Source organism: Deinococcus multiflagellatus (genome assembly GCF_020166415.1).
Taxonomy (GTDB): domain Bacteria; phylum Deinococcota; class Deinococci; order Deinococcales; family Deinococcaceae; genus Deinococcus; species Deinococcus multiflagellatus.
On the sequence record NZ_JAIQXV010000008.1, the window covers coordinates 1 to 26,436 of the forward strand.

The following is a 26,436-nucleotide window of genomic DNA, read 5'->3' on the forward strand; positions in this document are numbered from 1 at the left end:
ACAGGTCACGTCTATCAAACCAGATGCGTTCAACAGCGCCCCGGAGCTTATGACTCCGGGGCGCTTTCTTGTTGCTGCCTGCTGGCGGCGTGACTGTTTTCCCTTCCTCATTTGCCAAGAAAGGGGCAGGCACTTCGCTGTTCCCGCCACGCGGGCCGCTGCACCACGAAGTTCGGTTTTAGCTCTGTATCGTCGTACTGTTCATGCCAGACCGGGGTGGTGGCAGGCGAGAGCGGCGGAATGAGCCACGACCAGCGGCCAGTGGCGGTACGCCCCGCCTGCGCTTCCAGCTCCACAAAGTGCTGGAACTGCCGCGTGACGCTGTGGTGGTCAGCGATGCGCACGCCTGCCGCGTCGAAGGAGTGCAGCACGGCCACATTCAGTTCCACCAGGGCGCGGTCCAGCCACAGCGAGCGGCGCCGGCTGGTGTCGAGCCCCAGTGCCTGTGCCACAGCGGGCAGCAGGTTGTAGCGCCCTTCATCGGCCAGATTGCGCGCGGCGATTTCGGTCTGCAGATACCAGCCGTTAAAGGGGGCGCAGGCGAAGGCCTGGCCCGCCACTTCCAGCGTCATATTGCTGATCACTGGCAGGGCGTGCCAGCGCAGCCCCAGGGCGCCAAGGCCTGGGCAATCGGGGTGGGTGATGGGCACCTCATACACCGCGTCTGCGGGCAACTCGAACAGCGTCACCTGCCCCTGCGTCTCTATCGCCAGGGGCAGCACGTCAAAGGGCGTACCCGGCCCCCCGGCCCACCCCAGGCGCTGCAGGTGCCCGGTCAGGGCCACGTTCTGCGGATCGCCCCGCACCGTCCCGTCGGGCTGGCGGTAGCCGGCGTAGCGGATGAGCTGGTCGTTGTGGAGGCGCACGCCGGGCCCAAACACGCTGAGGATCGGCAGAATCCGCCCGCCATTCAGCGCCGCGCGCAGATGGTCACACAGGTGGGCAAACACCTCTGGGGCCGCCGTCACCTGCCGCAGGTCCCGCACCTGCAGGCTGGCCCAGGGCAGCCGCCCCACGCAGCGGGTGCTGTGGCGCCACGCCATGCGCGCGCCGTGGGTCAGCTCGGCGCTGCTGAGGGTCAGGTGGCCGCCGCGCAGTACCTCCTGGCGGCGCTGGGCCAGGCCAGGGGCCCCAGTTTCCGCGTGATACGCCTCCAGAAAGGCCAGTGCCTCCTGCAGCTCATGCGGGGGGGCGGCATCGGGCAGGCGGGGCGCAGGCATCCTGACCATGCTGCCCGCCACGGGGGCCGAAAATGTCCCTGAGGGGCAGGGCAAGGGGCCTGGCTTCCCCTGGGACAGCGTCAGGACCGCTCGCCCCTGGATAAAGCGCAGGCGCCGCCCTGGGGCCTCAGCGGCGTTATCTCTTCTTAGGGAAGTCGGCAGCGGTGGCCGCACTCCGGTAGCGTGGAAGGGCGCATGGAAAAGCACGAGATCAGGCTGGGGCACACACTGGGGTGGCAACCATGACGGACCACACCGAGGTGCTGGCCCTGCAACAGCGCGTCCAGGCCCTGGAGGCCGAGGTCCAGACCGCCCAGCAGGCGGCCCGGGCCCTGTTTGCCGAAGCCCCCACGCCCTACCTGCTGCTGGGCGCGCAGGGCCGGATTCAGTATGTCAACGCGGTGGCGTGTGGCCTGCTGAACCGGGCCCCCGGGGCGCTGCTGGAGCGGCCACTGGCCCAGTTCCTGGTGCCGGCCTCGCAGGGGTCGCTGGAGGCCCTGCTGGCCCAGGCGGCCCGCAGCGGCCTGCGGCACTGGGGCGAGGTGCAGGTGCTGCAGCCCGACGACACCCCCCTGGACGTGCTGCTGGAGGTGAATGCCCAGACGCCTGCCAATCCGTCGCCGGCCGATGCGGCCTGGCAGTTCCGGGTGGTCCTGACCGAGATCACCGCCTACAAGCGGGCGCACGCCCAGCTGCTGGACGAGGTGGCTGATCAGCAGGAGCGCATAGAGGCCCACGCCACCCGGATGCGGCTGCTGAACCAAGAACTGGGGCAGGTGATGAAGGTCTTTTTGAAGGAACTGCACCTGCCCCTGGCGCGCGCGCTGAACTTTCTGGCGCTGGCGCGGCGCACGGCGCAGGAGCCGCCCGTGGGCAGCACCCCCCTGGCCGCCGCCGAGCAGGCGGTGCAGCAGTTGCTGGCCCTTGCCGCCTCCATTGAGCGCTATCTGCGCATGCGCGATATGCGGATTCGCCTGCACACGGTCAATCTGAACACCGTGCTGCAGGAGGTCCTCAAGAAGCTGCAGCCCTCGCTGCTGGACCGGGACGTGCGGATCACGGCCGATCCCCTGCCCACCGTGCAGGCCGACGCCCGGGCGCTGTTCCTGATTCTGGACGAGTATCTTGCCAACGCGGTGAAGTTCACCAAGCAGCGCGAGCAGGCGCGCATTCACGTGGTGGTGCAGGAACAGGATGGCGAATACTTCATCGGCGTGCAGGACAACGGCGCCGGGTTCAACATGCGCCAGAAGGACAAGCTGTTTCAGCTCTTTGGCCGCTTGCACTCCTCGCAGACCTTTGAGGGCACCGGCGTGGGCCTGATGACCGTCAGCCGCTGCTGCCAGCGCTTTGGGGCGCGTGCCTGGGCCGAGGGCAAGGTGGACCAGGGCGCGACCTTCTGGTTCGCCTGGCCCAAGGTGCCGCGCGTGCTGGACTGAGGTGGGCGGATGCTGGCACTGGAACTCGTTTCTCCAAGCGCGGAACCCCCCGGCCGGAGCTGGGGGGTTCTTCTGGCGCGCCCTGGAGGACTCGAACCTCCGACCGACCGCTTAGAAGGCGGTTGCTCTATCCAACTGAGCTAAGGGCGCAGACGGTGAAGGCTCCCGCGCGGGGAGCCCTCTGTTCTGGAGCGGGATCACGGATTCGAACCGAGGCCAGAAGCTTGGAAGGCTGCTGTGCTACCACTACACCAATCCCGCTGGGGGGTGCGCGCGTCAGGGGGCGAACTCTATGGTCGAGGCGACAGGATTCGAACCTGCGACCCCTTGGTCCCAAACCAAGTGCGCTACCGGCCTGCGCTACGCCTCGATAGAGCCCACGTACGCGCGCCCGCGCACTATAGCAAAGTCTGTGCCCCCCGTGCAGGCGCTATGCTGCGTGGTCGTGAGTGAAGGCGTGGCCCGCGTGAAAACCTACCTGGACCTGGTGAAGTTCGAGCACACCGTGTTCGCCCTGCCCTTCGCCTACGCGGGCATGTTGCTGGCCAGCATGCAGACGCGCGGCACCGGCTGGCCGGGCTGGGAGGTGCTGCTGTGGGTCACGGTGGCCATGGCCTCGGCGCGCACGGCGGCGATGGGCGCCAACCGGGTGATTGACCGCTACATTGACGCCCGCAACCCCCGCACCGCCGGCCGCGAGGTGCCCAGTGGCAAGGTCAGGCCAGCCCAGGCCTGGGCGCTGGTGTTGGTCAGCCTTGTGATCATGGCCTTTGCCGCTGCGCAACTGAATCCGCTGTGTCTGGCCCTCATGCCGCTGGCCGTGGTGTTCCTGATCGGCTACCCCTACACCAAGCGCTTTACATGGCTGTGCCACGCGTGGCTGGGCATCACCGACGGCGCGGCGGCGGCGGGCGGCTGGATTGCGGTCACGGGTGAGTTTGCGCCGCCCGCCTGGGTGCTGTGGGCGGTGGTGATCTTCTGGATGATCGGCCTGGACGTGATTTACGCCACCATGGACCGCGACTTTGACGTCGCCAACGGTATCCGCAGCATTCCGGCGCGCTTCGGAATTCCGCGCGCCCTACGGATTGCCGCCCTCAGCCACGCGCTCACCTTTGCCCTGCTGCTGCTGGTGGGCTGGGTCACGGACGCCAGTGGCTGGTACTACCTTGCGGCGTGTGTGATGGGCGGCATTCTGCTGTTCGAGCACCGGATTGTGAACCCCAACGATCTGGCGCGGGTGAACGTGGCGTTCTTCGACGCGAACATGTGGCTGGCCCTGACCATGCTGGCGGGCGTGGTGGTGGACGTGACGTGGCGCACCCTGACCTGAAGGTGAGCCTGCCTCCAGGGGCCGCTGCCGCTTTTGCGGGGGGCGACGAGCGCCGCGCGGCCACCCTGCTGGCCCGCGCCCGCGACGCCCAGCCGCCGGGTTCGGTGGCGTGGGCGCAACTGGAGCGGCTGTACGGTCTGGTACTCATTCATGTGCAGCGCGAGGTGGAAGGCACCTTTGCCCTGGAACGGGCCGACGCCGTGCTGGACGCAGCGGGCGCCGCGCGGCCGGATCTGGGCTGGCTGGTGCAGGCGACTTCGCTAGAATCGCGGGAATGGTAAAGCGGCCAGCAGCATTTGCTTGGAGATGGTGGAGCCCACGCCAGGGAGCGCGCGCGTGACCCTGGAGACGTCAGAGCGGGAATTCACGGCGCGGTTTGCGCCCCACGCGGCCAGCGGCGTGCTGTACCCCCAGCGCGAGGGCAGCCCACTGCTGGAATTTGCGGCGGGCGGGCGGGTGTTGTACCTCTTTGACCGCAGCGGGCCCTACGCCACGCGCCCTGGCCCTGCCCAGGTGGTGGTGCATGGCGTGCTGGATCCAGAGGCCACCCGGGTGCTGGCCGCCGCTGAGGATTCGGCCGAAACCCTGCAGGTGGTGGGGGTGTCGGCCGTGGAAGGGCGTGGCCGGGTGCTGGCCGCCGAGCGCGGCGTGCTGGTGGTGCAGGCGCGCCTGCCGCTGGTGCTGGCCACGCTGGGCGCCCCGCTGACGGCGCACCCGGGCGACCTGCTGGCCTTTCGCACCCAGCCGCCGTTGCACGGCTTTCTGGTGGGGCCCGCCTAGGAGTGGCCGCCACACCCTGAAGGCGGCATGGAGGAGCCCTGTGAAGCGCCCTGTCCCAGAACAAGATGTGAGGTTTTGTATATCCTGGACACTTTGATGTTGATTTAATTTGATCTTTCTTTTCTGCTCATCTTCAGGCATGATGAGGGCCGCTTGCTTATGGCTGACCTTCTGCTGCCCCTCCCCGGTCCCCAGGACGACACCGTTTCTGCCTGCTTCGTGCTGGTGGACCTGGTGGGGAGCACGGCCATGGCCCAGACCCTGTCATTGCCCAATTACATGGCCCTCATGCAGGACTTTGTGCAGCTGATGGTCCTGAGTTTTGAGGCGCGCGGCGGCCAGGTGCTGCAGCACCAGGGGGACGCGGTGCTGGCGTGGTGGCCCGCGCAGCACGCGGCCCAGGCCTGTGCGGCGGCCCATGACGCCCACGGCCGCGCGGCCCGCCTGCAGCTGGCCGCGCAGCTGGGCCAGACACTGCAGCTGCGCGCCGGCGTTTCGGTGGGCCCGGTGCTGATGGGCATGGTGGGCGGGCAGCTCAGCGCTTACGGCCTGCCTGTGAATTACGCCAAGCGCCTGTGCGACGCCGCGCGGGCCGGCGAAACCCTCATCTGCGACGAGGTGCGCCGCCGCCTGCCTGAACACCTCACGTGGCCCTGTGCGCCGCTGGCGCTGCAAGGCTTTGGCAGTGACTGCATGGCGCACCACCTGCTCCCCGAAACGCCTGCCGAGGCGCGCATGAAAGTTGATTAAGCACGCGGCGGGGCTTCTCATGAGAACGCTCCCTAGACTGGCCGCATGGAACGCAAGCCACTGGTGCTGGTCATCGAGGACGAAAAGGATATTGCGCGGTTTATCGAACTCGAACTGGCAGCCGAAGGCTACGCCACCGAAGTGGCTTTTGATGGTGTGACCGGCCTTTCGAAATTCCGTGAAGTCAACCCCGACCTTGTCATTCTGGATCTCATGCTGCCGGTGCTTGACGGCCTGGAAGTGGCCCGGCGCATTCGCAAAACGAGCAACACCCCCATCATCATCCTGACGGCCAAGGACGGCATTCAGGACAAGGTGGAGGGCCTGGATTCCGGCGCCGACGACTACCTAATCAAGCCGTTTTCCATTGAAGAGTTGCTGGCGCGGGTGCGGGCCCACCTGCGGCGCGTGAACCCGGCCGTGACCGGCGAGGTGCGCGTGGCCGATCTGGTGATGAACCTGGACGGCCGCGAGATTTTCCGGGGTGGGCGCCGCGTGGAACTCTCGGCCAAGGAATTTGAGCTGCTGGAACTGCTGGCCCGCAACCCCGGCAAGGTCTTTTCCCGCTTTGAAATTGAGGAAAAGGTCTGGCCCGAGTACACCGGCGGCAGCAACGTGGTGGACGTCTACATTGGCTACCTGCGGCGCAAGCTGGAAGAGGGCGGCGAGCGGCGCCTGATTCACACCGTGCGCGGCGTGGGCTACGTGCTGCGCGAGGAGTAAGCGCACTGGCGGCGTGGGCGCACAGGCGCGCGAGTCGCCGTGGGGCAGGAGGGAAGGTCGAGGGGTCGAGGTGGGTGTCCTTGTTGCCCCGACCTCTTGACGATGGGGCGGCGGGCTTCCCGGGCTGAACGGGAGGGAGCCCGCGCCATGTCCTGTCCCTGCAGTGCCTCAAACGAATTCCGGCCCTTTCCGGACCAGCCAGTTCTTTCGTGGATGGTCCATGCCCTCTGCGCTGTGCCAGCCCCATGCCCGGAAGTTCGTTCTTTTTCCTTCTCTGCGGCGCAGCGCTGCGCGTCCCTTCGGTCGGAAAAACCCCGGAACACGGCACGCAATGGTTCGGAAGTCGTCTCAACCGTACCGGATCTCATGGCGGGCGCCGCTACACTGCAGCCCATGAGTGCCGCCCCCCCCCGGAGCCGCGCATGACCCTGCGCTGGCGCCTGACCCTGTTTTACACAGCGTTGCTGGCCTGTCTGCTGACGGGCGTGGGGTTCATCACCTTGTACCTGATGCGCGCCAACCTGATGGGTGGTCTGGACCGCGAACTGGACGTGACGTACAAGCAGTTTGTCTCGTACATTGCCAAGCCGCTGGCGCCGGGCGAACCCCGCCTGCCGCTGGACCGCGAGCAGCGTGCCGGGGGGGGGCAGTACGGCACTTCCGACATTGGGCAGGCCAAGCTGCTGGCCCGGTATTACTTTTCGGATTCCAGTCTGGCGGTCGAAGACCTGTATGTGTACACGCGCCAGTCGCTGATTGACGCCCTGGCCAGTGCCCAGACCCCGGAGGACAGGGCGCAGTTGTTCCGCAATCTGGCGGCGCTGCGCGACAGCAGCCGCCGCTCGCTGGCCGTGAATGTCGATCAGCCCATTGGGTTGTCAGACAGTGAACTGGAGCGGCTGATCAACTCGCCCGATGGCCGCCTGACCCTAAACCGCATGGTCTCTGTGCCGGCCAACAGCCAGCCGGTGCTCATGCGGCTGCTGGTGGTGCTGGGGCCCCTGCGCCCACCCGCCCCGCAGGAGGGTGAGGCGGAAGCGGAACAGGGCGGCGCCAGCCCGGCGGGCCCCTTCAGCCTGGACGCCCCCGACGACGAGAGCGTGAGCTTGGTGTACGTGGCGCGTGACCTGAGCACGGTGCAGAAGTTGCTCGAACAGCTGCAGAACGTGGTGCTGGTGCTGTTCCTGGCGGGGCTGCTGACCGCCGGCACCGGGGCCTACGCGCTGGCCGGGCAGGCGCTGCAACCCCTACGCCGGGTGCAGCGCGCCGCCGAGCGCATCGGCGGGCAGAACCTCACCGAGCGCGTGCCGGTCCCGCGCACGGGCGACGAGGTGGAGTCGCTGGCGATGGCCCTGAACGCCATGCTGGGGCGCCTGGAGGGCAGCTTTGAGGCCCAGCGCCGCTTTACCAGCGACGCCAGCCACGAACTGCGCACGCCGGTGACCGCCATCAGCGGGCACGCCAGCTACCTGCTGCGCCGCACCAACCCCAGCGGGCAACAGGCCGAGAGCCTGCGCATCATCCAGCGCGAATCCGAGCGGCTGACCAATCTGATTGCCAGCCTGCTGCAACTGGCCCGCTCGGACAGCGGGGCGCTGGTGATTACCCGCGAGCCCATTCTGGCCGCGCTGTTCCTGTTTGAAATCACCCAGGAACTCGCGCCGCTGGCCCAGGCCCAGGGCACCGCCCTGCGCACCGAAGGCGAGGACGTGACCTTTGAAGGCGACCCCGACCGCCTGAAACAGGTGCTGATCAATCTGGTGAGCAACGCGCTGAAGGCCGGTGCCCAGACGATTACCCTGCGCAGCGCCCGCCTGGCCGACGAGGTGCGCCTCAGCGTGCAGGATGACGGCCCCGGCATTCCGGCTGACCAGCTGGAGCGTCTCTTTGACCGCTTTTACCGCCTCGAAGACAGCCGTAGCCGCGACCAGGGCGGCGCCGGCCTGGGCCTGAGCATCGCCCGGGGCATCGTGGACGCCCACGGCGGGCGCATCTGGCTGGAAAGCGAGCCCGGCGCAGGCACCACCGCCCACGTGCAGCTGCCCATCGGCAACGTGCCGGAGCTGGGGGAAGAGGACGTGCCGTAGGGGGCAGATGGTCGATGGTTGATCGTTGATGGAAAAAGCAGTTCTCTATCAACCATCAACTTTCAACCATCACCCCACTACCCCAGCATCAACGCGTGGAACTCTTCCATGATGCTCTCGGCGTCGGCAGTGGTGCGGGCCACGACGAAGATGGTGTCCTCGCCGGCGATGGTGCCCACGATGTCGTCGCGGCGCACGCGGTCGAGCAGCAGGGCCACGCCGCTGGCGTGCCCTTCGGCGGTGCGGATCACCAGCATGTTCTCGCCCCGGTCCACATCGTGCACGAAGTTCTGAAAGAGGCGGGCGAGTTCTTCCTCGGCGCCGGTGTGGCCTGCGGTCTGGGCCAGGGCGTAGCGGTGGCGGCCCTTGCCCACGGGCAGGCGCACCAGCCGCAGTTCGTTGATGTCGCGGCTGACGGTGGCTTGGGTGACCCGGATGCCCTCGGCGCGCAGGCGCTCCACCAGTTCGCCCTGCGTGCTCACGCTTTCGCGCGCGATGATGTCCTGAATGCGTTTCTGCCGCTGGTCCTTGCTGAGCGCCCCTGCCATTCCTCACATGCTATGAATATTCACGTCTTTATGCAATCGGGGCCTGGGGTGTGGGGGGCGGCAGGAGGCGGGCGGCTTCCGTCAGCAGCCGCTGGGCCACTTCACGCTTGCTCATGCGGGGCCACGCCTCATGGGTGCCGTCGGGGCGCACCAGGGTCACCTCGTTGTCGTCGCCGCCAAAGGCCGTGCCTGCCTGGGTGGGGTAATTCAGCAGAATAAAGTCGGCGTTCTTGCGCGCCGCTTTCTGGGCCGCGCGCTCCACGCCCGCGTGCGTTTCCATCGCAAAGCCCACCAGCACCCGCCCGCCCTTGTTCTGCCCCAGTTCCGCCAGAATGTCCGGGTTGGGCGTGAGGTGAAGGGTGACGTCGCCCGCCACCTTGGCCTGCTTTTCTCCGCTGGGGGCGGCGGCGCGGTAGTCGGCCACGGCAGCCGTCATCACCACAAGGTCGGCGTCCTGGGCGGCCTGCAGCACCGCCCCCCGCAGTTCCAGCGCCGATTCAATGTGCACCACCGTCAGGCCCTGGGGGTCGAGGAGGTTCACCGGGCCGGTCACCAGCGTCACCTGGGCGCCCCGGTCCCGGGCGGCCTCGGCCACCGCAAAGCCCATCTTGCCGCTGCTGGGGTTGCTGATATAGCGCACGGGGTCGAGGTATTCGCGGGTGGGGCCAGCGGAGACGACCACGCGGCGGCCCGCGAGGTCCTGGGTCGAGGGGTCGAGGGGTCGAGGAGTCGAGTCAGGCCTTCTCGACCCCTCGACCTCTTGACTTCTTGACGGCTGCGCCTGCCCCACCAGCCCCATCACCGCCGCCACAATATCTTCCGGCTCGCTCATCCGTCCCACGCCGGCCCCCTCGCCGCGCGTGCCAAAGGCGCCCACCTCGGGGCCCAGGAAGCTGTGGCCCCAGGCGCGCAGCTGCCCGGCATTGGCCTGCACCGCCGGGTGGGTCCACATCGCCTCGTTCATGGCGGGCACCCAGAGGATCGGCGCGCGCACGCTGAGCAGCGTTGCCAGGGCGAGGTCGTTCGCGTGGCCGTGCGCGGCCCCCGCCAGCAGTTCGGCCGAGGCGCCCACCACCACCGCCGCGTCCACCTTGGCGTACCCCAGGTGCAGGGCGTCGGGCCGGGGCCCCCACCAGTGCTCATCGGTGCCCACCGGGCCGTCGGCGGCGGTGCTCAGCGACAGTTCCGTGATGAAGTGCAGCGCGGCGCGCGTGGCGATCACCCGCACCTGCGCGCCCTGTTCCCGCAGCCGCCGCAGCACCGAGGGCGCCTTGACAGCGGCCATAGAGCCCCCCACGATGACCAGCACGGTTGGCTTGGCGTCTTTGCTCACAGGGGAGAGTGTAGCGGGAAGGGGGGAAAGGCCATGAGCCATGGGCTTTGGGCCATGGGGAAAAAGCCCATCAGCAACAGCAAGGGCGTGACGTATTCCCCCTGCCTTTGCCTTTTCCCCAGAGCTCATGGCCCATAGCCCATGGCCCAAAAGCCCTTTTACCCTTCGCGCTGGCCGGTCACCCAGTAGCGCACGCGCTCGGCAATGTTTTCCATGTGGTCGCCCACGCGCTCCAGGCTGCGGCCCACCCGCATCAGCATCAGGGCCTTGGAGATGTTGCGGGGGTCTTCGAGCATGTACGTGACCAGTTCGCGCTGAATCTGCTCGTACAGGTCGTCCACCTCGTCGTCCATCTGCACGGTGGCCTCGGCGCGGGTCACGTCGCGGTCGGCAATGGCGGTGCGCAGGTTCTGGCTCATCTCGCCCAGGCGGTCCAGCATCCGGGCCAGGTTCACGTAGCGCTTCAGGGCCGGGGCCTGGGCCAGCTCGGCGCCGTCTTCGGCCACGTGCACCACGTAGTCGCCCATGCGCTCAATGTCACTGAGGCTTTTCAGGATCAGGGCCACCATGCGCAGGTCGCGCGCCACCGGCTGGTGCAGGGCGATAATCCGCAGGCATTCGGCCTCAATCTGGGCCTCCTGGGCGTCCACCTCGCGGTCCAGGGCCTTGACTTCGCCCAGGCGCTCCACGTTCTCGCGCAGCAGCACGTCGCCCGCCACGGGCAACATGCGCTCGACGGTGCCGAGCATGTTCAGGGCGCCGTTCAGGACGGCGCGCAGGTCGTTTTCCAGGGCTTCACGCATGGGAACTCCTCGGGAGGGGGCGGGGCAGCGGGACACAGAGGCCCGGAGCCCCTTGATGAGAGCGAAGTTAGCACCCGGGCGCCGGGCAGGGTGTCAGGGCGGTGTCAGCCGCCCCCCCCATTACAACCCGCCCACCCCAGGCAGCGTAAAGCAAAAGGCGTTGGCCTCGGCGCGGCGCTCGGCCCAGGCCTGACCGCCCCAGCCGTGCACAATCGAGCGCACGATGTACAGCCCCATGCCGCTGCCCTGCCCGGTGGCGCTGGGCCCGCGCGTGTGGGCCCCAAACAGGCTCTCGGCGTCCAGGATTGGCTCGCCCCGGTCCAGCACGCTGACCTCCACCCAGGTGCCGCGCTCAAAGGTCAGCACCTCAATAGGCTGGCCCGGCGGGCCGTACTTCAGGGCGTTTTCAATCAGGTTCAGCAGCACCTGCAGCAGCTTGTCGGGGTCGGCGCGCACCAGGAAGTCCTGCCCAAAGCGCAGGCTGGCGCGCCGGGCGCCCAGTTCGGCCGAGAGCAGGCGTTCGGCGCGGGCAAAGGCCTCGGTCAGCGGCAGGGTGCGCGCCCGGGTGGGCCGGAAGCCCACTGCGAGGTCTTCGACCAGCCGGGCCAGCCGCTCGGTCTCCTGTAGGCCCTGGCGCACGAAATTCTGCGACAGGTCGCGCGGCATGTCGTATTCCAGGGCTTCAAGCACCCCGCGCAGGGCGGCCACAGGCGTGCGGAACTCGTGGGACAGCACGGCGGTGGCCTCGCGCAGCTCGGCCTCACGGCGGCGGTGGTCGGTCACGTCCTCCACGATCAGGGCGCCGCACTCGCCGTCGCGGCTGGCCTGGCAGCGCAGGGTGCGGCCCGAGACCTCCAGTTCCAGTTCGCCGCCGCGTTCCAGCAGGGTTTCCAGGGTGTGGCGCCGCACCACCTCCAGCACCGGGCGGCCCTGGGCACGTTCCTGGGGCACCCCCCACAGGCGCGAAGCCGCGGCGTTCACCCGGGTCACCAGCCCTGCCCGGGTCAGCAGCACCGCCTGGGGCAGCGCGTCCATCCAGCGGTCACTGGGCGGGGCGGCTGGGGCGCTGCCTGGACCGGGGGCCGGGCCAGAGTCAGTGCCGGTCATGGGGCCTCCGTCCAGGGGCGCATGCGGTAGCCCTTGCCGCGCACAGTTTCCAGAAAGCCGGGCTTGCTGGGGTCGTCCCCCAGGTGGGCGCGCAGCTGCGTGATGTGCTGGTCTACCGTGCGCTCGCCGCCCAGAAAGTCGGCGCCCCACACGCGGTCAAGCAGCTCCGTGCGCGAATAGACCCGGCCCACGTGCTGCGTGAGAAAGGCCAGCAGGTCAAATTCGCGCCGCGTGAGGTTCAGGCGTTTGCCCCCCACGCGGGCCTCGGCGGCGCCCACATCCACGCTGAGGGGGCCGTTGGTCATCAGGGGCGGCACCTCGGGCTGGGTGCGGCGCAGCAGGGCGCGCACCCGGGCCACCAGTTCAGCCGCCGAGAAGGGCTTGGTCAGGTAGTCGTCGGCGCCGGATTCCAGGCCCTCAACCCGCTCGGCCTCGGCGGCCCGGGCGGTGAGCATCAGCACCGGGAGCTTGCGCAGTTCGGTGTTGCCGCGCACCCGGCGCAGAAAGCTCAGGCCGCTCTCGCCCGGCAGCATCCAGTCCAGCACCAGGGCGTCGGCACCCACCAGGGCGCCCTCGGCCCCTGCCACCGAATCCAGGGCCGTGACCCGCAGCCCAGCCCGCTCCAGGTGGAAGCGCAGGACATCGCGCACCGTTCCCTCGTCCTCGATGACAACGACGTGGCTCATTGGTTTCCATTCTGACGGGCAACGTCAGGCGGATGTCAGGGGGGGCAGAGGGTCTAAGAGTCAAAGAGGCTAAGGGGGAAGGCGGAGGCGTTGAGAGGGGAAGACGGATGGAGGTGATCTGATGTGGCGGGGGCCAGGTTGAGAACAAGGGGCAGCAGGGTGCCAAGGTGGAATCCCTCCTTTTCCCGACGTCTCGGTCACAAGACGGCCCCATCTCCACCCGGCTTGCCCCCACCCCCGCTGTCCCCCTCCTCCGGCCTCTTGTCCTTCCCGGCCTGCCCCCCGGTGCGTTACGCTGCTCTGGCCAAGCGCAGCCTCCACGGGCCGCGCGGCCGTGGCCGGGACCGCAGCGACATCCCTCTCCAGGTGGTTCTGTGAGACGCCCCCCGGCACGCAAGGAGCCATATGCGGAAGTACTACACCTCGGAATCGGTGTCCGAAGGGCACCCCGACAAGCTGGCCGACTTTATCTCGGACAGCATTCTCGACGAGTTCCTGCGCCAGGAGCCCGAAAGCCGCGTGGCGGTCGAGACGCTGCTGACCACCGGCATGGCCGTGGTGGCGGGCGAAGTGACCGCCAAGACGGCGCGGGTGGACGTGCAGAAAACCGTGCGTGACGCCGTGATGAAGGTGGGCTACACCCGCGCGAACTACGGCTTTGACGCCGAGTACAGCGCGGTGCTGGTCAGCCTGCACGAGCAGAGCCCGGAAATTGCCGGCGGCGTGAACCACAGTGAAGAGTGGCGCGGCATGTCTGAAGAGGAGCGCGCCCGCCCCGAGAATGCCGCCTCCGAGGTGGGGGCCGGCGACCAGGGCCTGATGTTCGGCTACGCCACCGATGAAACGCCCGAGCTGATGCCGCTGCCGATCTCGCTCTCGCACCGCCTGACGCGGCGCCTCGCCGAGCTGCGCAAGGCCGCCCAGGCCGCCCGCGAGGCCCAGCTGCGCGGCGAGGCGCTGTCGGAGGCGCAGACCCAGGCCCTGCACTTTGGCTATCTGCGCCCCGACGCCAAGGCCCAGGTGACCGTGGTGCGCGACGGCGAGCCGCACGAGGCCACCCAGACCCTGGTGGACACCGTGGTGATCAGCACCCAGCACCACGAGGACGTCACCCAGGCGCAGATCCGCGCCGACCTGATCGAGCATGTGATCCGCGCCGTGATTCCGGCCGAGCTGCTGACCGATGAAACCAAGTATTTCATCAACCCGTCCGGTCGCTTTGTGATTGGCGGGCCCCACGGCGACACCGGCCTGACCGGGCGCAAGATCATCGTGGACACCTACGGCGGCGCGGTGCCGCACGGCGGCGGGGCCTTTTCCGGCAAGGACCCCACGAAGGTGGACCGTTCGGGGGCCTACTACGCGCGCTTTATCGCCAAGAACATCGTGGCCGCCGGGCTGGCCCGCCGCGCGCTGGTGGAGGTGGCCTACGCCATCGGCCGCGCCGCGCCCGTGAGCCTGCGCGTGGACACCTACGGCACCGGCACCGTCAGCGATGAGAGGCTCGCGGCCCTGGTGCGCGCCCACTTTGACGCCCGCCCCCAGGCGATCATTGCCGAACTGGGCCTGCGCCGCCCCATCTACGCCCAGACCGCCGCGTATGGGCACTTTGGCCGCCCGGAATTCCCCTGGGAGAGCACCCACAAGGCCGAGGCCCTGAAGGTCGCCGCGCAGGGCTAAGGAGGGGGAGAAAGAGAAGGCAGCCGGTGGTAGAATCCTCCGGCTGCTTTTCTTGAACCGTCTTCAATCGGTATCCGTGACGGCGAGGACCGCCAAACTTTGGCCGTCGGACCGCAGGCAGGCCACGGCGAAATCGAAAATCTCAGAGAAAAAATTACTGCCAGGGTCAGCGTATAGCGCAAGCTGGCAACAGCGACCCGGCTCAGCCACACTTTCAAGGTCACCGTTGAAAGCGAGACCCACCAGTGCCCCCAATGAACGCCACGCCGCCAACCGGGCTTCAGCACTGTACAGTTCGCCCCCGTAAGCACCTCCTGCCAAACCACCCAGGTACAGATTGAGAAACACCTCTTCCACAGAGGCTGGGTAAAGCTGCACAGTTTTGGCGGACTGTACAGAGCTCAGGCCAAGTCCGGCCAGGAGGCGTGGCGTGAGCTGGGGAATGGGGGCGTCAAGGGCGACCGCCACGGCCTCCAGTTGACCGTTAGAGGCAGTGGTCCAAAGGTCGAATGGGGCGGTCAGACCGTCCAGCGGAGCCAGCGGTGTGAAGCGCACTGGCTCTGCGCATGTTTCTATGAAGGTTGCTGGCTTATGGATGCCCACTCCGGGGCGGGCGAGGCTCTCTCCTCCCAGTGTGCCAAAGGTGTACCTGTAGTGGCGCTGGGGCAGAGAGCGCTCAATGTCATGGAGGAACAGCGGTAACGTCCCCAGAGGATGCCCAGCCTGCTGGAGGGCCTGTCGTAAACGGGTGGCCCAGGAGGCCGCAGAGGTGTCCCTTCCTCGGAGCGTCAGCGTCTGTGCCAGAAGGGCTGCCATATACAGTGCCTCAGGAGAAAGGTACTTCTCGATCCAACGCTCCACGACTGCGGCTGGCTGTCCCCAGACGAGCATGTCTGCAGCGCGCCTTTGAATGATCAGGGGCGGTGCATCGAAGATCGTATGGCGCAGCAGTACCTCGGCCATCTCTATGCGGGGCGCTGCGGGCAAATAGTTACAGAGATGCCCGTAAATCCAGGCGCGCGGATCAGGCCAGCTGAGACCGCTGTATTCCTTGAGCAGGAAGGCAACATCGGTCGTCATACCGCGCTCAATAAGGTGTTCGACCGCCCTGTAGAGCGGTTTAAGGTCATTGACTGCCTTGGCCTGTTGCGCCAACGCCGACAGTTCTTCTGCGGCGTTCAGCTGCGCCCCGCCTGCTCCGCTTCCCGTTCGGCGTACACGTCGGCGTGCTTGCGGCGCAGGGCGGCGGCGCTGGCGCGCGGCACCATCTCGCTGATGTCGCCGCCGTAGCTGGCGATTTCGCGCACCATCGAGGAACTGACAAAGCTCCAGCGGGTCGCGGCCATGATGAACACCGTTTCCACCTCGCCAATCTGCCGGTTTAAGTGCGCGATCTGCAGTTCGTACTCGTAGTCGCTCACCGCCCGTAGGCCACGGATGATGATGCCCTTTTTCTGCTGCGCCATGTAGTCCACCAGCAACCCGCCGAAGGTGTCCACGCTGACGTTGGGCAGGTGCGCGGTGGCCTCCCGCAGAATGGCCAGGCGCTCCTCCAGGGTGAACAGGTGACGGCCCTGCTTGCGCGCGTTGTGCATCACCGTGACGGTCACATGCTCGAAGATCTTCGCGGCGCGCGTGAGCACGTCCATGTGTCCGCTCGTGATGGGATCGAAGGAGCCGGGAAAGACGGCGTTCATTGCCCTGCCACCTTAACGGAATTTGGGGGCAGCAGGGCGCAGCGGGCCGGGTCTAGAGGGTCAGGTCCAGCAGCACAGCCCGCACGGCCCGCCACAGGGCGGTGGGGTCCCGGGTCTGTTCGGCGCGGGCCAGCAGCCCGTCCACCGCCTGGGCCACGCGCAGCGGCGACAGGTCCGGGCGCAGGTCCCGGATGACGGTGAGCAGCAGCGGACGCGCGGCCGGGCCCAGCAGGGGCCCCGCGTCATTCAGACGGATGCTGTCCATTTCCGAAACAGCCAGGGAAGAACAGGCTGTTTCTCCATTTCCCGGCAAGCCGTCACCGTTCCCTCTCTGCTCCGCAGCTCTGCGAGTCTCTCCGGTCGGAACACTTCCGTCACGCATGCCGGAAGTGTTCGGAAGCCGGATCAGGCCCGGCTGGCCTTTCCCACGGTCTGCAGTGCGCGCACCAGGGTGCCCAGCTGTTCTTTGGCGCAGGTCAATTCGGGGCGGCCTCCTATCAGCTGCGGGCTCAGGTCCAGGCCAAAGCGGGCCAGGGCCGCCAGCGCGGCGAGGCGCTCCTCGGCGGGGCCGTGCCACTCGCGGCTGCCCAGGCAGTCGGCCAGGGTCTGCAGGGTGCGCCCGGGGAGCGCGCCCGTCTGGGCCACAAAGCCGGGCTGGGTGGGGGCCGGCTCGCCGGGTTCGGGGGTGCGGGTGACCACGATCACACCCGCCACGCCGGTATGGTCCGGAATCTGGGCCAGCAGGCGCTGCAGGTCGTTCAGGGCGGCTTCAAACTGGGTCTGGATCGTGTGGTTCATGGGGGTCTCCTTGGGGTGCGGGGCACCTGCATCACAGCGGCGGCCAGTTCCATTCAGGGGCCAAAAGGCGGCCCCTCACTTCCACTTCCGCCGCTGTCTCTGACAGATACTCACTTTGTTCGCCCCGGAACGGTGGAGGGGTCCCCCTTCACCGTTCCGGTTCTGCCCTTAGGGTGCAGCAGGCCCGGGGAAGAACCGGGGAAGGCATGGCTAGACCCCGGCCTGCACGAAGGCGTCAAAGGGCAGTTCGGGCTCGGCGGCCAGTTCCTGGGCCAGCGTGCGGCAGTACTGGGCGTAAGTCTGCTGGGCGGCCGTGCGCTCGCCCAGGCCCAGCAGGGTGCGGGCCAGCCCCTGCCACGCGGCGGTGGCCAGCGGGTCCAGCACCGTGGCCTGCCGGTACAGGGGCAGCGCGGCGCGGGGCTCACGGGCCCGCAGCCACTCGCCCAGGGTGAGGGCGGCCGTCAGGGCGTCGCCGCTGTACTCGGCGCGGCGCAGTTCGGCCCATTCGGTGTCCACCTCGGGTAGAAAAGGGCCCTGCAACGGGGCAAAGGCGGCCTGCAGCGCTTCGGGGTCACCGCCGTCCAGGGCGCGGCGCAGGGTGCTCACGTCCACCGCCAGAGCGAATTCTGGGGCCAGGCCGTAGCGGCCCCCCTCGAAGGGCAGGGGGTTGAAGGTGACCCCGGCGGGGCGGCTAAGGGCGGCGCGCAGCTGCCGGGCGGCCACCTTGAAGTACTCCACATGCCGCCGCTCGGCCGAGCCGTCCCACAGGGCGTCCACCAGCTGGTCACGGGTGCTGGGGCCATGCAGCGCGAGGTAAACCAGCAGTTCGCCAGACTTGCTGAGCGGCATGGGCACCGCCTCGCCGTCCACGCTGACCGCCAGCGCCCCGCAGGTGCGCACGCTCAGGATCGGCCCGGCTGGAGCGGCGGCGGGCAGCGGCGTGGCCGGCTGCTGGGCCAGTTCGGCCCCCAGGGCGGCGTCCACCCCGGGCAGGCCGCGCAGCAGGGCCGGCAGGGTGTGCAGGTCGCCCGGGAGCAGCGTGCCCTGGCGCTGGCGCACCGCCAGCCCGTACAGCCCGGCGCGGCGCACCGCTTCGTCGGACGCGGCCAGGGCCAGCACGCGCGCCAGCTGCGCCTCGGCGCGGGGCAGGTCGCCTTCCTCCAGGGCCAGCAGGGCCGCACTCTGCGCCCAGGCCGACTCGGCTTCGGGGCCGCCAGCCCCCAGGCACAGTTCGCCCCAGGCCAGGGCCTCGGCGGCGCCGCCGGGGTCGCCCGCGCGCAGGCGCACCTCGGCCAGTTTGGGCCACAGCCGGGGCGGCAGGGCCCCCAGCCCAAAGGCCGCGCAGCCTTCCAGCGCCGCCTGCACCTGCGCGGCCGAGCCTGCCCAGTCGCCCTGCTCGAACAGCACCTCGCCCAGCGTTTCGTGCAGAAAGGCCGCCATCACGCTGCGTTCGCGCGCCGCCACCGGCAGGGCGGCGCGCAGCAGGCCCAGCGCCTCGCCCAGGCGGCCCTGGGTGCGCAGCAGGTCGGCCAGATCGTTGTGCAGCACCAGCGAGCGCCCAGGCATGTCCAGCGCCGCGTACACGTCCAGCGCCCGGCGCAGGGCGTGCTCGCAGGCCACCGGCTGGCCCAGGTAGCGGTAGGCGGCCTGCGCCACGGTCAGCGCCGCACCCAGTTCGCCCAGCGCGCGCCCCTGCTCGGCGCGGCGGGTGGCCTCCAGGGCGGTGTCCAGTCCCGCCTGCAACTGCCCCAGCGCCAGCTGCGCCGAAGCCTTCAGGCGCAGCAGCCGCGTGTGGTCGTACTCACTGGGGCCCGCGCGCAGCCCAGCTTCAGCCCAGGCCAGTTGCTGCCCCGGCTGCCCGGCGCGCGCCGCCAGCACGCCCAGCGAGAACAGCAGGGCGGGTTCCGGGGTGTCATGCTCGGCGTACAGGGCGCGCAGCAGGGCCTCGCCGCGCGCCGCCTCGCCGGTTTCGAACAGGGCCTGCCCCAGCGCGCGGCGCAGCGTTCGGCTGGCCTCCGCTGGCCCGCCGCCGCCAGCGGGACCGCCGTCCAGCACCTCGCGCACCAGCCGGAATTCCCAGCGGGCCTCGTAGACCGCCACCAGCTCCTCGGCCAGCCGCGCGGCCTGGGCGTGGTTCCCGGCGGCCCGCCAGTGGCGCAGCGCCCGCAGGCCATCGCCCGAGGCCTGGGCGTCCTGGGCGGCGCGGGCGTGCACCGGCTGGGCCCGCTCGGGCTGCGCGGCCAGTTCGGCGTCCAGGGCGGCCTGCACCAGCGCCAGGGGCCGCCAGCTGCCGGCGCCCAGCGGGGTGAGGGGCACGCCCACGCGCCGCACCTCGCGCAGCCAGCCGGGGGGCAGGGCCAGCCCCAGCGCCTGGGCCGCGCCTTCGGACCACACGGGCAGCACGGCCGCTTCGGGCAGGGCCGCGCGCACCGTGGGGGGCAGGGTGCGCAGCACGTCACGCAGCAGGTCGGCGGGCGTGAGGTGCGGCGCGGCCCCCGAGGCCACCAGTGCCACGCCCACCGGCCAGCCTTCCAGGCGGGCGTGCAACTCGGCGGCGGGCTCGGGGTGGCCGCGCGCGCTCAGGTAGGCCCGGGTTTCGTTGGGGCTGAAGGCCAGTTCGGCGGCGCCCAGCAGCTGGGCCTGGCCCTGCGCGGCCCGCCGGGCCAGGCCCAGGGGCGGCTCGGCACGCGCCGAGAGCAGCAGGCGGTGGCCTTCGGGCAGGGCGTCCAGCCACGCGTCCAGCCACTGCCCGCTGTCGGCACCCAGCACATCGGCGCCGTCCAGCACCACGTCCACGTTGGCGCTGGCCCCGGCCAGATCGTGGGCCAGGGCGCGGGCCGCGCCTTCGGGCGAGGCGCCCTGGGTGCGCGCCTGGGTCCAGTGCGCCAGTGCCAGCCCCGGCAGGGCCTGCTGTAGCGCCGCCGCCAGCGCCTCGCCCAGGGCCAGGGGTTCGGCGTCGGCCTCGCGCAGCGTCAGCCACGCCAGGGGGCGCGCGGCGCGGCGGGCGTGCTGGGCCAGCAGGGTGGTCTTGCCGTAGCCGCTGGGGGCCACCAGTGCCAGCAGGGCCACATCGGTCTCGGCGTGCAGGTGCGCCAGCAGCCCGGCGCGCGGCAGCTCGTGTTTCAGGGGGCGGGGAATGGCGTGCTGCGGGGCAAACACGGTCGGGGCCTCCGGGGTGCAGGGCAGAAAGAAAGAGCAGGAAGCGGCTTCAGGTCAGTATAAGCCGCTTCTCATCTGGGCAGGCACCCGGGGGCCTTCCCCGGTCTTCCCCGCCTGCCCCTGGGGCCCCTTCCCCGGCGCTTCCCCGCCCGGCCGGCACACTCCTTCTCAAGCAGCGGCCCCCCAGGGCCACAGCCGCACCCCCCGCCGCAAGGCACAAGGAGAAAGAAGATGCAACACCTCATCAAGTCCGCCCTCGCCGCCGCCACCCTGACCCTCGCCCTGGCCTCCTGCGGCGCCGCCACCGTGAAAACCCCTGACGCCCAGCCCCAGGCCAGCGAGGCCCAGGGCCAGACAGCCGGCGCTGCCGAAGCCGGGGCGGCCCCCGCCGCTGGCCGGCTGCAGGCCGCCGCACTGGCCGGCGACGGCCCGAACATCCGCGTCCGGGTGGTTATTGACCGCGTGGTGGGCTTTGACACCGAAGACATCACCGGCGCCGACGAGTTCTACATGGGCGGCGACCTCGTGGTGAGCAAGCCCGACGGCAGCAAGAAGAACGTGCCCTTCCTGGTCGCCCCGCCCTTTGACATCAACGACCCCAAGGGCGGCGAGAGCCACGACATCAGCTGGACGGTGCTGGACGAAGTGGTGCCCCCCGAATCCGACATCGTGGGCCAGCTGGTGGCCTACGACGAGGACGCCGGCAAGGACTGGGCCACGGTGGGCCCCAAGTTCATGGACGCCGCCAAGGCCACGGGCGACGTGCTGATTCAGACCGGCAACGCCAAGGCCGCCATTGCGGCGGGCGCCCTGAATGCCGGCATGAAGGTGCTGGACGCGGCGATGTCCGCCGACAAGGACGACGTGCTGGGTCTGTTCGGCTTTGAAGGCACCACCTTCCGCTACGACTCGCCGGGCGCCATCTACCGCTCCAAGCGCATCTACAAGACCAGCACCTGGGGCTGGAGCACCTGGAACTACTACGTCTACTACCACATGGAAGCCGAGCGCACCTACAGCGCGCCCACGCTGTAAGGCCCATCAAGAACAGGGCGGGAGGCTTGAGGCTTCCCGCCCTTTTCGTTGTGGGGACGGGGCCCGCGCCGCCGGCCGCTCTCCCGGGCAACGACGAACCCGCTGTGAGCCGCTGCCCCCCTTGACCCGCAGGAAAGCCTTCAGCCCCGCTTAGGCCTCCTCAGGTGCCTCCTCCGGTTCTTCCGGCCGGCGCTCGTACAGGGTCAGGGTGTTGCTGCCGTACTCGCGCACCTCCTGCACGTAGCCCGGGTGCGCGGGCAGGCCCAGGCGGTCCGGGTGCTGGCACACCAGCAGGCCGCCGCTGGCCACCACGTCGCTCGTCAGCAGTTTCAGGGTCAGGGCCGGAATGTCGGCCTCGTAGGGCGGGTCACTGAACACGATGTCAAAGCGGCCCAGGCGGGGCAGCAGGCCCAGGGCGTCGCCCCGGAGAATCCGGGCGCGCAGGGCCAGGGCGCGGGCGTTGGCTTCCAGGGCCTTCACTGCGCGGGCGTCCTTTTCCACCAGCGTCACCGCGTAGCCCCGGCTGGCGGCCTCCAGGCCAATGGCGCCGCTGCCGCCGTGCAGGTCCAGAAAGGTGCCGCCCGGCGCGCGCGCGGCGAGCAGGTCAAACAGGCTCTTGCGCACCCGCGCGCCGCTGGGCCGGGCGCTGTCCGGCACCTGCAGCGCGCGGCCCTTGGCAGTGCCGCCCAGAATGCGCAGACTCAAGAAAACGTCCTCACAGCCCCCAGGATACGGGGGTCCCGGGGCCGCTGCCAGCCCGCCTGGAACCGGTGCTCAGCCCAGAAAGGGGCGGGCGGCGTCGAAGCCGGCCAGGGCATCCGGGGCCAGGGTCCAGTCGTCGCCGTCGCGCCCGGCCTGCCCGGCCTGCACCATGCGGTTCAGTTCGGCTTCCACACGCTGCTGCACGCGGCGCAGCGGCATGGCAGCCGCACCCTCCACGCCGCGCCATGTCAGAAACGCGCGGTGAAAGGCGGGCAGATGGTCCAGGCCCACCTGGGTTTCCAGGTGGCGCCAGCGCAGCGGGGCAGGGGTCATGTCTCCCTGCTTCGCACACAGCGGGGGGTCCCGTCATGAGAAGCCCCCACAGCGGGGCCCGCCGCGCGGCAGGGCGCGTACAATGGCCGCATGACCGCCGACCCACCGGGCACCCCGGCCCCCATCCCGCCCGAACTGGCGCGGGCGCTGGAAGCGCTGGGCGGGCAGCTGGTGTGGCGCATGGGCAAGGACGAGGCCAGCGACGACGTGGTGGTGCGCCTGGGCTTCGCTTCAGCCACGCCGCGCTTTGCCCACCTGCCCCGGCTGCGCAGCGCCGCCGACGCCGAACTGCAGGCCGCCCTGGCGGAAAACCGCGTGGTGATCGAGTGGGTGGAGTGAGGCGGGCCGCTTGATCGTCGAAGCGGCGCAGGCCTTTGCCGTGCCCTGGCCAGGTCCCCACGAGGCGGCGCTGGCCTTTGTGCGTGACCCGGCGCGGACCCTGGCCCATGTGCGCTTTCTGCGGGGGCTGCAGGCCGGGGCCGGCGAGGTGCGCGGCGAACTGGTGGTGCCGCTGCCGGGCCTGGGCAACGTGGACCTGCCGTTTTCCAGCGCCCTTCAGCTCACCCCGGCCGGGGCCGACCTGTGCCCGCAGCCTGTGGCGCACGAGCGGGCCTGGGTGGAGGTGGCCGGGCAGGCGCAGGTGCAGGGCGCCGAGGTGCAGTTTGCCTTTCAGTTCCGCGCCCACCTGCAGACCCCGGACGCCCAGGGCTGGGGCGGCGCCGCCTTTGAAAAGATGGTGCGGGCGGCGGCGGGGCGCACTCTGGAACGGGTGGCGCGCGAATTGCCCGCCGCACTGGCCCAGGCCGCCGCCGATGATTTGGCCGCAGGTGCGGCGCCCCCAGCGCGGCCCTGACCCTATCTTCGGGGCATGACCTTCGCCCCCCCAGCGCGCCCCTGGAGCCCCCGCCCATGCTGATCACCCTGGTAAGGCACGGCCAGACGGCCCACAACGCCGCTGGCCGCTTTCAGGGCTGGGCGGATATCCCCCTGAACGACCTGGGGCGGGCCCAGGCGGCGGCACTGGCACGGCGGCTGGCGGCCCACCCCGTGCGCCCCACCCACCTGCTGAGCAGCGACCTGGGCCGGGCGCTGCAGACGGCCGCGCCGCTCGCCGGGGCGCTGGGCCTGCCCCTGCAACCGCGCGCCGAACTGCGCGAAATTCATATCGGTGCCTGGGAGGGGCTGACCTTCGCAGAGATTGAAGCGCAGGACGCGGCCCGCTTCCGGCAGTGGCCGCAGGTGGCCGCGCCCCAGGGCGAATCGGTGGCGGACCTGACGCGCCGGGTGGGCGCGGCCCTGGCCGGGCTGGGGCTGCAGCCCACCGACCACGCCGTGGTGGTCACGCATGGCGTGGTGATCACCGCGTTGCTGTGCGAGTGGCTGGGCTGGGATTTCGGGGACGCCTGGGCGGAGCGCCGTGGAATGCACCACAACACGGCCCTCAGCAGCCTGCGCTGGGCAGCCGGGGCCGTGCAGTGCGAACCGCTGGCCTGCGCCGCCCATCTGGAGCGCCTGCCGGTGGGCGCCGGTTGAGACGGCGTGCCATTCGCTGCTAAACCAGCCCAACTGGCACGTCAGCGCCACTTCCCGGACCGGAGCCTTCTCCCGCAGCTTTGCACGCCTTCCTGTTCCAAAAGACGCGGTTGTCCGTCGCGTGGGCCAGAGTACGCCGGAAGTCGACTGAGGGTATGAAAAAACCGCCGCCTCCAGACTGGGGCGGCGGACAGCCTTCACTCCGGGTTCAGGCGTGAATTTCGGGGAAGTCCAGCACGCGGGCGTCGCTCCACAGGCCTTCAAGGTCGTAGTACTCGCGGGCGTCCTTGGTCATGATGTGCACGACCACGCTGCCGCCAAAGGCCAGCAGCAGCCAGCGCTCGCTGGGGCCTTCCACGCTGGGGCGGGGCAGGCCGGCGGCCTGGGCCTTTTCGCGGATGTTCTCCTGCACGGCGTTGAGCTGCAGTCCCGCCGTGGCGGTGCAGATCACGAAGTATTCCAGGGTGCTGCTGACATCGGTCAGGTCCAGCACCACGACGTCTTCGGCGCGGCGTTCGCGGGCGGCGTCCACAATGGCGCGCAGTTGGTGCTGAATGGTGGGGTCTTGGGTCATGGGGTCTCCAGGGAAAGAAAGAGGATAGGGCGTGCTTAACGGGTCAGTGTACAGGCCGGGGGGCGGGCCCCGCCTTGAGGCTTCGCTGAGCGGCTCCCGGGTGGCCAGGGCGGGCGGGCCCTAGGGCGCAGCCTGCAGGCCCGCGAGGGCGGCCAGGGCGGTGCGGGCGTCCTGGCCCAGGAACACCCCCACCTCGCCCGCCGACACCGGAAAGCGCTCGCCCTGCAAGCGGGGCAGGTTCAGGGCCTCGGCCAGCAGGTTGGCGTCCTGCACCGCCTCGCCGGTAAAGACCTGGCTGGCCTCGTTGCTTTCGGGGGCGGGGGTAACGGTCACGTTGGGAAACCCCAGCGCGCGCAGGGCGCGGGCCAGCGGCTCGCCCAGCGCGGCCCCGCTGGCGTCCACCACCTGCACGCGGGCGCCCGGCTGGTCCTGGGCCGGCGGGGCGTCGTTCCACAGCGCCGCGAGCCGCTCGCGGTTGACCGCGAGGTTGAAGGTGCCGCGAATTTCATCGGTGGGCAGGGTGGCAAAGCTCAGCTTCAGGCGGCCCAGGTAGGGGCGCAGCGCGGCCAGCAGATTGGGGTCGGCGTTGGTTTCCACCCCGTTGCCAATGCCGCCCAGAATGGTGGGCAGCGCCGCGAGGCCCTGCGGGGATTTCAGGCGCGCGGCCAGCTGGGTCAGGGCCTGCTTCTGGTGGTCAATGCGGCCGTAGTCGTCCCCAAAGCCCTTGCGCACGCGCAGAAACAGCACGGCCTCCTCGCCCTGCAGGTGGTGGGGGCCGGGGGCCAGCTTCAGGTTCACGCCCGCTGCCTTGTCCACCCACTCAATGCCGCCTTCGGGCACCGTCACGTCCAGGCCGCCCAGGGCGTCAATCACCCGCGCCACGTAGTCGGTGCGCACGATCACGTACGAGTCCACCCGCTCGCCGGTAATGGTTTCCACCGCGCGCGTGAGGGCCTCGGGGCCACCCGCGAAATACTGGCTGTTCACCTTCTGCTGGGCCACGGACTTAAAGCGGTCAAAGGGGCCCACGTTGGTGTCGCGCGGAATGTTCAGCACCCGCACTTGGGCGCCGTCCACCTTCACCAGCATCACGGTGTCGGTGTTGGGGGGCTGCACCAGCCCGGTGCGCTGGTCCTGGTTCTTGCAGGGCTGCTGGTAGTAGCAGTACACGATGTCGCGCCCGGCGATCAGCACCGTGAAGTGCGGGGCCTGCCCGCCGGCCACCGGCGCCGCTGACACCGGCCCGGCCCCACTGAGCAGCGCAAAGGCCGCCAGCGACAGGGTAGAGAGGGTCAGGCCAAAGGCCTGCAGCGCGCGCAGCCCGGCCAGGCGCGGTGGGGTGAGGGGCGGCGTCACGAATCCAGGCGCAGGGCGGGTGGGGGCGAATCGGGGGCCGCGCCGGCCTGGGCCACGCAGGGCAGCGCGTGGTAGGCCTGCAGGGTGCGCGGGTGCACCTGAATGCCGCGCCCCTGCAGGTAGGTCACCTTCGAGACGATGGCCCGTTCCAGGGCCGCGCCCAGGTCCCGCAGCGCCAGTTCGCGGATGTCATGGTTCACGCCGCGCCCGGGTTCAGAAACGTCCGCGATGTACACGCAGGCCGACACCGGGTTGCCGCCGCGCGGGCCGGTGGTGTGGTCTTCCACGGCTTCCAGCACCACCCGGTCCTGGTAACCCCAGCGCTCCAGCAGGGTGCGGGCCGCGCGGCCATGCAGCGCCAGCGGGTGGGCGGCGTCAATCTCGCACTCGGGGGGGGCGAGGCGCAGCAGTTCGCCGTCGGGCAGGTCACGGGCGATGTCGTGCAGGATGCCCGCCGCGTAGGCGCGCATGTCGTCCAGGCCGTTGGCACGGGCAATCTGCGCGGCCAGTTCGGCCACGCGCAGCACATGTTCGTAGCGCCGTGGCCTGACCATCAGGCGCACGCGCTCTTCCCAGCCGGTCCACGCCGCCACACCGGGGCGGGGTACGAGAAGCTGGGCGATCACGAAGGTCTGTGGCCGCTTCCCCACATCATGGGCAAGACTGTACACCGCGCGGGCCCTGCCGGGTTGACCACCGGGTCACTTTCTGATGAACACCGTCAGGAAGTGGGAACAGAGGATGGATGGGTTGGGCTGTA

At 69.7% G+C, this 26,436-nt stretch carries 28 protein-coding genes and 3 tRNA genes; 12 read left to right on the forward strand and 19 right to left on the reverse strand.

Features of this window, described 5'->3' with window-relative positions; translation table 11 throughout:
* Nucleotides 1-107: 107 nt before the first annotated feature.
* Nucleotides 108-1,220 (reverse strand): nitric oxide synthase oxygenase, encoded by a 1,113-nt coding sequence (locus tag K7W41_RS11085; RefSeq protein WP_224608145.1) that lies wholly within the window; start codon nt 1,218-1,220, stop codon nt 108-110.
* Between the two features lie 242 nt (nt 1,221-1,462).
* Here K7W41_RS11085 and K7W41_RS11090 point away from each other — a divergent pair, with 242 nt between their 5' ends.
* The gene (locus K7W41_RS11090; protein ID WP_224608148.1) at nt 1,463-2,659 is read left to right on the forward strand and encodes a sensor histidine kinase; all 1,197 of its coding nucleotides are present in this window, start codon (nt 1,463-1,465) and stop codon (nt 2,657-2,659) included.
* A 73-nt stretch (nt 2,660-2,732) separates the two neighbouring features.
* Here K7W41_RS11090 and K7W41_RS11095 read toward each other — a convergent pair.
* From K7W41_RS11095 to K7W41_RS11105, 3 genes are all read right to left on the reverse strand, one after another.
* Nucleotides 2,733-2,809 (reverse strand) — tRNA-Arg (locus tag K7W41_RS11095).
* A 37-nt stretch (nt 2,810-2,846) separates the two neighbouring features.
* Nucleotides 2,847-2,920 (reverse strand) — tRNA-Gly (locus K7W41_RS11100).
* 32 nt (nt 2,921-2,952) lie between these two features.
* Nucleotides 2,953-3,029, reverse strand: a tRNA-Pro gene (locus K7W41_RS11105).
* Nucleotides 3,030-3,104: 75 nt separating this feature from the next.
* Here K7W41_RS11105 and mqnP point away from each other — a divergent pair.
* From mqnP to K7W41_RS11135, 6 genes are all read left to right on the forward strand, one after another.
* Nucleotides 3,105-3,992, forward strand: coding sequence for a menaquinone biosynthesis prenyltransferase MqnP (mqnP, locus tag K7W41_RS11110; protein ID WP_224608151.1), 888 nt, complete (start codon nt 3,105-3,107; stop codon nt 3,990-3,992).
* Nucleotides 3,974-4,273, forward strand: a complete 300-nt coding sequence (locus tag K7W41_RS11115; RefSeq protein ID WP_224608154.1) for a hypothetical protein — start codon at nt 3,974-3,976, stop codon at nt 4,271-4,273. The genes mqnP and K7W41_RS11115 overlap by 19 nt, the downstream gene beginning before the upstream one ends.
* A gap of 55 nt (nt 4,274-4,328) precedes the next feature.
* Nucleotides 4,329-4,772: a hypothetical protein gene (locus K7W41_RS11120; RefSeq protein ID WP_224608157.1), complete on the forward strand. Its 444-nt coding sequence runs from the start codon at nt 4,329-4,331 to the stop codon at nt 4,770-4,772.
* A 159-nt stretch (nt 4,773-4,931) separates the two neighbouring features.
* The gene (locus K7W41_RS11125; RefSeq protein ID WP_224608159.1) at nt 4,932-5,522 is read left to right on the forward strand and encodes an adenylate/guanylate cyclase domain-containing protein; all 591 of its coding nucleotides are present in this window, start codon (nt 4,932-4,934) and stop codon (nt 5,520-5,522) included.
* 45 nt (nt 5,523-5,567) lie between these two features.
* Nucleotides 5,568-6,245, forward strand: a complete 678-nt coding sequence (locus K7W41_RS11130) for a response regulator transcription factor (protein WP_010887388.1) — start codon at nt 5,568-5,570, stop codon at nt 6,243-6,245.
* Nucleotides 6,246-6,667: 422 nt separating this feature from the next.
* Nucleotides 6,668-8,332, forward strand: a complete 1,665-nt coding sequence (locus tag K7W41_RS11135; protein ID WP_224608163.1) for a sensor histidine kinase — start codon at nt 6,668-6,670, stop codon at nt 8,330-8,332.
* 77 nt (nt 8,333-8,409) lie between these two features.
* On the opposite strand, the gene argR is transcribed toward K7W41_RS11135, so the two are convergent.
* From argR to K7W41_RS11160, 5 genes are all read right to left on the reverse strand, one after another.
* Complete coding sequence (gene argR / locus K7W41_RS11140) at nt 8,410-8,880, reverse strand: arginine repressor (RefSeq protein ID WP_221090462.1); 471 nt, start codon at nt 8,878-8,880, stop codon at nt 8,410-8,412.
* A gap of 28 nt (nt 8,881-8,908) precedes the next feature.
* Entirely contained in the window at nt 8,909-10,165 is a 1,257-nt protein-coding gene (locus tag K7W41_RS11145) for a bifunctional phosphopantothenoylcysteine decarboxylase/phosphopantothenate synthase (RefSeq protein ID WP_396115576.1), read from the reverse strand.
* Between the two features lie 206 nt (nt 10,166-10,371).
* Nucleotides 10,372-11,016 carry a phosphate signaling complex protein PhoU gene (phoU, locus tag K7W41_RS11150; RefSeq protein WP_224608169.1) on the reverse strand — a complete coding sequence of 215 codons (645 nt, stop codon included), beginning with the start codon at nt 11,014-11,016 and terminating at the stop codon, nt 10,372-10,374.
* A 120-nt stretch (nt 11,017-11,136) separates the two neighbouring features.
* A complete protein-coding gene (locus K7W41_RS11155; protein WP_380057020.1) occupies nt 11,137-12,123 on the reverse strand; it encodes a sensor histidine kinase in 987 nt (328 codons plus the stop codon).
* A complete protein-coding gene (locus tag K7W41_RS11160; protein WP_221090466.1) occupies nt 12,120-12,809 on the reverse strand; it encodes a winged helix-turn-helix domain-containing protein in 690 nt (229 codons plus the stop codon). The genes K7W41_RS11155 and K7W41_RS11160 overlap by 4 nt, the downstream gene beginning before the upstream one ends.
* A gap of 405 nt (nt 12,810-13,214) precedes the next feature.
* On the opposite strand from K7W41_RS11160, the gene metK reads away from it, so the two are divergent.
* Nucleotides 13,215-14,489: a methionine adenosyltransferase gene (gene metK, locus K7W41_RS11165; RefSeq protein ID WP_224608172.1), complete on the forward strand. Its 1,275-nt coding sequence runs from the start codon at nt 13,215-13,217 to the stop codon at nt 14,487-14,489.
* 63 nt (nt 14,490-14,552) lie between these two features.
* Here the strand turns inward: metK and K7W41_RS11170 are convergent, their stop codons facing one another.
* The 5 genes from K7W41_RS11170 to K7W41_RS23700 form a co-directional block, all read right to left on the reverse strand.
* Entirely contained in the window at nt 14,553-15,569 is a 1,017-nt protein-coding gene (locus K7W41_RS11170; protein WP_224608175.1) for a DUF6183 family protein, read from the reverse strand.
* A 98-nt stretch (nt 15,570-15,667) separates the two neighbouring features.
* Complete coding sequence (gene coaD / locus K7W41_RS11175; protein ID WP_224608178.1) at nt 15,668-16,186, reverse strand: pantetheine-phosphate adenylyltransferase; 519 nt, start codon at nt 16,184-16,186, stop codon at nt 15,668-15,670.
* Nucleotides 16,187-16,238: 52 nt separating this feature from the next.
* Complete coding sequence (locus tag K7W41_RS11180; protein ID WP_224608180.1) at nt 16,239-16,451, reverse strand: hypothetical protein; 213 nt, start codon at nt 16,449-16,451, stop codon at nt 16,239-16,241.
* A gap of 140 nt (nt 16,452-16,591) precedes the next feature.
* The gene (locus K7W41_RS11185) at nt 16,592-16,984 is read right to left on the reverse strand and encodes a hypothetical protein (protein WP_224608183.1); all 393 of its coding nucleotides are present in this window, start codon (nt 16,982-16,984) and stop codon (nt 16,592-16,594) included.
* 210 nt (nt 16,985-17,194) lie between these two features.
* A complete protein-coding gene (locus K7W41_RS23700) occupies nt 17,195-20,143 on the reverse strand; it encodes a BTAD domain-containing putative transcriptional regulator (RefSeq protein ID WP_224608186.1) in 2,949 nt (982 codons plus the stop codon).
* A 231-nt stretch (nt 20,144-20,374) separates the two neighbouring features.
* Here K7W41_RS23700 and K7W41_RS11195 point away from each other — a divergent pair, with 231 nt between their 5' ends.
* Nucleotides 20,375-21,178, forward strand: a complete 804-nt coding sequence (locus tag K7W41_RS11195; RefSeq protein ID WP_224608189.1) for a hypothetical protein — start codon at nt 20,375-20,377, stop codon at nt 21,176-21,178.
* A 150-nt stretch (nt 21,179-21,328) separates the two neighbouring features.
* Here the strand turns inward: K7W41_RS11195 and K7W41_RS11200 are convergent, their stop codons facing one another.
* Both K7W41_RS11200 and K7W41_RS11205 read right to left on the reverse strand, forming a co-directional pair.
* Nucleotides 21,329-21,883 (reverse strand): RsmD family RNA methyltransferase, encoded by a 555-nt coding sequence (locus K7W41_RS11200; protein WP_224608192.1) that lies wholly within the window; start codon nt 21,881-21,883, stop codon nt 21,329-21,331.
* 69 nt (nt 21,884-21,952) lie between these two features.
* Entirely contained in the window at nt 21,953-22,213 is a 261-nt protein-coding gene (locus K7W41_RS11205; RefSeq protein WP_224608195.1) for a hypothetical protein, read from the reverse strand.
* Nucleotides 22,214-22,303: 90 nt separating this feature from the next.
* On the opposite strand from K7W41_RS11205, the gene K7W41_RS11210 reads away from it, so the two are divergent.
* Genes K7W41_RS11210 through K7W41_RS11220 form a run of 3 tightly spaced genes read left to right on the forward strand, consistent with a single transcriptional unit; the run spans nt 22,304 to nt 23,746 of the window.
* Nucleotides 22,304-22,552: a DUF3248 domain-containing protein gene (locus K7W41_RS11210; RefSeq protein ID WP_221090475.1), complete on the forward strand. Its 249-nt coding sequence runs from the start codon at nt 22,304-22,306 to the stop codon at nt 22,550-22,552.
* A 10-nt stretch (nt 22,553-22,562) separates the two neighbouring features.
* A complete protein-coding gene (locus K7W41_RS11215) occupies nt 22,563-23,066 on the forward strand; it encodes a DUF3809 domain-containing protein (protein WP_224608198.1) in 504 nt (167 codons plus the stop codon).
* Between the two features lie 56 nt (nt 23,067-23,122).
* Nucleotides 23,123-23,746 (forward strand): histidine phosphatase family protein, encoded by a 624-nt coding sequence (locus K7W41_RS11220; RefSeq protein WP_224608201.1) that lies wholly within the window; start codon nt 23,123-23,125, stop codon nt 23,744-23,746.
* Nucleotides 23,747-23,954: 208 nt separating this feature from the next.
* Here the strand turns inward: K7W41_RS11220 and rsfS are convergent, their stop codons facing one another.
* From rsfS to yqeK, 3 genes are all read right to left on the reverse strand, one after another.
* On the reverse strand, nt 23,955-24,320 hold the full coding sequence (rsfS, locus tag K7W41_RS11225; protein WP_221090478.1) for a ribosome silencing factor: 366 nt from the start codon (nt 24,318-24,320) through the stop codon (nt 23,955-23,957).
* 120 nt (nt 24,321-24,440) lie between these two features.
* Nucleotides 24,441-25,676, reverse strand: coding sequence for an LCP family protein (locus K7W41_RS11230; RefSeq protein WP_224608204.1), 1,236 nt, complete (start codon nt 25,674-25,676; stop codon nt 24,441-24,443).
* Nucleotides 25,673-26,230, reverse strand: coding sequence for a bis(5'-nucleosyl)-tetraphosphatase (symmetrical) YqeK (gene yqeK, locus K7W41_RS11235; protein ID WP_221090567.1), 558 nt, complete (start codon nt 26,228-26,230; stop codon nt 25,673-25,675). The genes K7W41_RS11230 and yqeK overlap by 4 nt, the downstream gene beginning before the upstream one ends.
* Nucleotides 26,231-26,436 lie beyond the last annotated feature (206 nt).

What these genes read in the sequence shown, in the direction of transcription:
- K7W41_RS11180 (WP_224608180.1), bottom strand. Translation starts at nt 16,451, where the DNA reads ATGGACAGCATCCGTCTGAATGACGCGGGGCCCCTGCTGGGCCCGGCC.
- K7W41_RS11130 (WP_010887388.1), top strand. Translation starts at nt 5,568, where the DNA reads ATGGAACGCAAGCCACTGGTGCTGGTCATCGAGGACGAAAAGGATATT.
- phoU (WP_224608169.1), bottom strand. Translation starts at nt 11,016, where the DNA reads ATGCGTGAAGCCCTGGAAAACGACCTGCGCGCCGTCCTGAACGGCGCC.
- coaD (WP_224608178.1), bottom strand. Translation starts at nt 16,186, where the DNA reads ATGAACGCCGTCTTTCCCGGCTCCTTCGATCCCATCACGAGCGGACAC.
- K7W41_RS11210 (WP_221090475.1), top strand. Translation starts at nt 22,304, where the DNA reads ATGACCGCCGACCCACCGGGCACCCCGGCCCCCATCCCGCCCGAACTG.
- K7W41_RS11135 (WP_224608163.1), top strand. Translation starts at nt 6,668, where the DNA reads ATGACCCTGCGCTGGCGCCTGACCCTGTTTTACACAGCGTTGCTGGCC.
- rsfS (WP_221090478.1), bottom strand. Translation starts at nt 24,320, where the DNA reads ATGACCCAAGACCCCACCATTCAGCACCAACTGCGCGCCATTGTGGAC.
- K7W41_RS11090 (WP_224608148.1), top strand. Translation starts at nt 1,463, where the DNA reads ATGACGGACCACACCGAGGTGCTGGCCCTGCAACAGCGCGTCCAGGCC.
- K7W41_RS11195 (WP_224608189.1), top strand. Translation starts at nt 20,375, where the DNA reads ATGCAACACCTCATCAAGTCCGCCCTCGCCGCCGCCACCCTGACCCTC.
- K7W41_RS11170 (WP_224608175.1), bottom strand. Translation starts at nt 15,569, where the DNA reads ATGACGACCGATGTTGCCTTCCTGCTCAAGGAATACAGCGGTCTCAGC.
- K7W41_RS11220 (WP_224608201.1), top strand. Translation starts at nt 23,123, where the DNA reads ATGCTGATCACCCTGGTAAGGCACGGCCAGACGGCCCACAACGCCGCT.
- metK (WP_224608172.1), top strand. Translation starts at nt 13,215, where the DNA reads ATGCGGAAGTACTACACCTCGGAATCGGTGTCCGAAGGGCACCCCGAC.
- K7W41_RS11155 (WP_380057020.1), bottom strand. Translation starts at nt 12,123, where the DNA reads ATGACCGGCACTGACTCTGGCCCGGCCCCCGGTCCAGGCAGCGCCCCA.
- yqeK (WP_221090567.1), bottom strand. Translation starts at nt 26,230, where the DNA reads ATGGTCAGGCCACGGCGCTACGAACATGTGCTGCGCGTGGCCGAACTG.
- K7W41_RS11085 (WP_224608145.1), bottom strand. Translation starts at nt 1,220, where the DNA reads ATGCCTGCGCCCCGCCTGCCCGATGCCGCCCCCCCGCATGAGCTGCAG.
- K7W41_RS11160 (WP_221090466.1), bottom strand. Translation starts at nt 12,809, where the DNA reads ATGAGCCACGTCGTTGTCATCGAGGACGAGGGAACGGTGCGCGATGTC.
- K7W41_RS11145 (WP_396115576.1), bottom strand. Translation starts at nt 10,165, where the DNA reads ATGGCCGCTGTCAAGGCGCCCTCGGTGCTGCGGCGGCTGCGGGAACAG.
- K7W41_RS11205 (WP_224608195.1), bottom strand. Translation starts at nt 22,213, where the DNA reads ATGACCCCTGCCCCGCTGCGCTGGCGCCACCTGGAAACCCAGGTGGGC.
- argR (WP_221090462.1), bottom strand. Translation starts at nt 8,880, where the DNA reads ATGGCAGGGGCGCTCAGCAAGGACCAGCGGCAGAAACGCATTCAGGAC.
- K7W41_RS11185 (WP_224608183.1), bottom strand. Translation starts at nt 16,984, where the DNA reads ATGAACCACACGATCCAGACCCAGTTTGAAGCCGCCCTGAACGACCTG.
- K7W41_RS11125 (WP_224608159.1), top strand. Translation starts at nt 4,932, where the DNA reads ATGGCTGACCTTCTGCTGCCCCTCCCCGGTCCCCAGGACGACACCGTT.